The organism is Phormidium pseudopriestleyi FRX01 (genome assembly GCF_017313335.1).
Taxonomy (GTDB): Bacteria; Cyanobacteriota; Cyanobacteriia; order Cyanobacteriales; family Laspinemataceae; genus Laspinema; species Laspinema pseudopriestleyi.
Genome location: NZ_JAFLQW010000367.1, coordinates 1 through 3,682 on the forward strand (window position 1 = coordinate 1; position 3,682 = coordinate 3,682).

Genomic DNA, 3,682 nt, shown 5'->3' on the forward strand with positions numbered 1-3,682 from the left:
GACTCAAATTGTTCACTGCCGAATAACCAGCCAATGCGAAGACGAGTCGGGATCGTGTAGCCGTCGAATGTACCACTATCCTCGGCTATGCCACCAAAATCGCCATAGTGAAACGCTTCACCTTCTAGGCTGCCCCAGCGATCGACTTTGATCTGTTCCAAGACTCCCTGATTGGAAACCGTCAGGGTAATCTTGGCCGGTTCTCCGAGTGCTGTGAAGGTTGCCTGGACTTGGGAAGCGCTCAACTCCGTCCAGATGATGTCAGGGTTGCAGAGGACCGACGGTAGCCATACCGACTCTGCTTGAACTCGTCCCACACACGATCGAGTGATATCCGCACCACTTGCCTGCATGACTGGAAAGAGTCCCAGCATTTTCCATTTCGCTTCACCGACACCATCCACGACCCGATCGCATCCCAAAACCGGCAACCCATTCATCCAAGTAGTCGCCCGCCAGATCATGCCCCGGTTCCAGTCAATGACTTCCTCTCCTTTGAAGGAATGCCATTTTTGTCCGAGTTTTATTTCTCCATGCATCCATAGTCGAACGGCGGATGCAAGCATGGTGCCAGGGGCGATCGCCTGTTCTAAATAGCACCGAGCAAGATGGGGAAGATTGCTTAATAATTCTGGATCAAATGGGCGATTACTTGTTGGTGTCGATTCCCACAAGTCTTCAATTGAGATGGGTTTAGTATTAATCATGGTGTCCTCATGTTTAAGTTATCAATCTGGCAGTTCAAGTTGTTTGATGGTTTGTCCAAATTCATGGTACGTCATTTATCTCTGGTTTATTTTCCCGATTCCTTCAGTTTGTCTATTGACAATTTTCGGGTTGCCATAATAATTGATTTCCCCCATGCCAGATGCTTTTATATCTAATTGCCCCGTTGCGTAGAGGTCAACAGATCCGATCGCACTTGAATTTACCTTAGCATTGACAGCACGCAAATTTTTCGCATCTACACTGCCAATACCAGATAAAGTAATATCCAATTCCTTTGTTTCCCCAGATGCGCTAAAACTTCCAACTCCAGTCACCACTATCTCCAAGCGATCGTTTTTAATGTTGGATAGATTCGCGAAACCGACTCCATCAAAGACGAACCGCTTCACATCAGGAGTGGATACGCTGATTTGTAATTTTTGCTGAGGAATGTATCCTTTGGTACCTCGAATGTACAAAGTACCGTTTTTAACTTCAGTGGTAATGAATGGGATGATGTTATCGTCGCCGCTAATTTCGAGACTCTGCGGCTCTTGAGAACGCACTGCGATCGCACCAACATACTCCACATCTAGAGCATTGAAGGAGGCAAGAGATCTAGTTTCCGTCTTAGTAATACCACTTCCTTTAATATTTGAGGGAGTGTTAATAACAACGCATCCTGTCAAGCTAATAACTAATCCTAGGTTGAGAAATGTCAATATCTTCATAAGGTCTTTCACTCCGTTAATAATTATATCCTCTGATAGCTAAGTCAGGGCTTCGGATAGGTTTCAGGCAAGATGGTTTCAGTCATAATTTTGGAGAATGCCTCAAACTGCTCAAAGGCGACAGAATGCGCGGCGTTCTCAAAGGTAAACCGTTGCTTGCGGGGTGCTTTTAATATGTCGAACCACTCAATCGCTAAGTCGCGGCGTCCCTTGAGTTCGGCTGCGCCATCAAGCAGATAAACTGGTACTTCAAGCTGTTTGATAGTTTTGCGAAAGTCAATGTTTTGCAATTGTGGGTACATCACCGCAAACATATCGAGCAACCCCCGTAAGACATTCACCTTCTCTACCAAATTGTACTCACTGCCAAAGATGCCCATAGGTCCAAGGTTGGCAGCGGTGCCACGCTGAATGTAGGACTGGGGCGGGGAGTAAGGCTGGTAGAGTCGCTCGTACTGTCCCATTACAAAAGCATTGGCGTAGGGGCTGTCTGCGTAGGGCGGCTCTCCGTAGGCTCGCATTTTGGTCGCTAGTGAGGTATCTCCCGTTTTGATTGCCAGTGCCAAGATGTCCTGATAAGTTCGGCGATCGGTTTCACGCAGGTTGACCATCTGACCACTGCCAATCCAAGCGTAATACAATTCCGGCTGACGTTGAATGGCTAAAACCCCAAGGATGCTGCCCCACGACTCACCCAGCAGGTAAATCTTTTTCTCATCAAATCGTTCGCGCAGATATTGAGTCAGTTCGATCGCGTCGGAGATGGCTTGGTCGAGGGTTAGGGTGGAGGTTGGATCGATCGCTGCGTAGGATTTGCCTGTTCCGCGCTGATCCCAACTGACAACGACGAAATTTCGGCTTAGGTCATCGAACAACACTCGTGAATAGGGTAGATCGCTCTGTCCCGGACCACCGCTGAGATAGAGGAGTACGGGCTTATCGATGCTATGACTACGCAGCATAATCCACTGATTCTGTCCGCCCAGGCGAACCTTTTCTAGGCTGGCGATGCTGCCTGCCAGGGGTTTTCCATTTGCCCCCAGAATGGGCGGTGTACTGGCGGGCAAGGCGACGCACACGGCTAGAATAATTAGTGCGATCGTTGCAGCAATTGCCCACCCACCTAGTTTTATAGAATGGATAGAATTGATTTTTGGAACGAGTTTGCCAGATAGAGATCGGGCAATTGCTATACCCCACTGAACACCGAGGATCATCGGCAATATGCCCACTAGACCATGAAATCCCCGTCCTAGAATCAGCGCCAAAATTCCAAATGGCTCATTCAGACGGATTGCATCCACAGTCGGACCGATGATATTGAGCCGTCCGATTTCAATGGCGATCGCGTAGGCGATGGTCGCCAGTAGCATTGCCCATCGCGATCGCATCACCAGACCTGCCACACCGCCAACAGCAAAACTCGTGATCATTACTATCAAGGCGGTGGTCGCTGTTGCTGGACCACGGGGCATGAAGTGTGCGATCGCGAAACCGAGTAGCAATGCCGCAGCCGTCGCGATCGCAGCACCAATCCGGCGATCGCGCCACAACGATCGCAGAAGATGCTGAGTGGAGTCGGCATGAGGTAGACGCGAAGAGTCATTAGCCATGCTGCGGTTCGCCTTATTTATTTACTGGAGTTTAGATTAAGCAAGTGCTACGAAAGCAAAAAGAGGGGAGCCCGACTTGCATCTAGGCTCCCCTTGGCAGAAACTAAGAGTAGTAACACCTAATCGAGGTTTCTGCAAATATGCACTTTAACAAACTTTAGTAATGGGGTCGAGCGGCTTATCAGCATTTATGCCGCGCCCATGATACAACAAAAGAAATGCCCTTGTTCATCCCTCCAGATATCATAGCTTAATTTGCTACATTTCTGTTCAGACCCAGGCTGATTTTTACATTTATATATAAAATATAAAATCCAGCTAGACCAGACGTTAAAAAATAACGGGGCTGAACTAGCTGGAAAAATAGAGATTGAATTGACACTCCCGATGTCTAAAGACACGGGGATTCTTGCACAGCCTTAGACCAAAGCCTAATTCTGATGGGCGCTGCTCATTGTGCCTCTAATAAGTCCGCTCAAATTAGATTTAAACTTTCCCTTTACTTTGCGAAGGATATTAGCAGCACCATTACAGCCTGCATTGATACATCCAAACGTTCCAGTCCTAAACAATCCACGTTTTCCGCGCTTGACTGCCACTGTTGCCGGTTTTTCACCGAATTTGGGTAGC

General features: G+C 48.0%; 3 protein-coding genes and 1 pseudogene. All 4 read right to left on the bottom strand.

Annotated elements, in window-relative coordinates; translation table 11 throughout:
• Positions 1-707: DUF6920 family protein (locus J0895_RS13765; protein ID WP_207088651.1), on the bottom strand; the 707-nt coding region annotated here is incomplete at its 3' end.
• Positions 708-782: 75 nt separating this feature from the next.
• Positions 783-1,439, bottom strand: a complete 657-nt coding sequence (locus J0895_RS13770; protein WP_207088652.1) for a GIN domain-containing protein — start codon at positions 1,437-1,439, stop codon at positions 783-785.
• Positions 1,440-1,483: 44 nt separating this feature from the next.
• Complete coding sequence (locus J0895_RS13775) at positions 1,484-3,052, bottom strand: alpha/beta fold hydrolase (protein WP_207088653.1); 1,569 nt, start codon at positions 3,050-3,052, stop codon at positions 1,484-1,486.
• Between the two features lie 431 nt (positions 3,053-3,483).
• Positions 3,484-3,682, bottom strand: a pseudogene (locus J0895_RS13780) (RNA-guided endonuclease TnpB family protein); the annotation flags it as partial.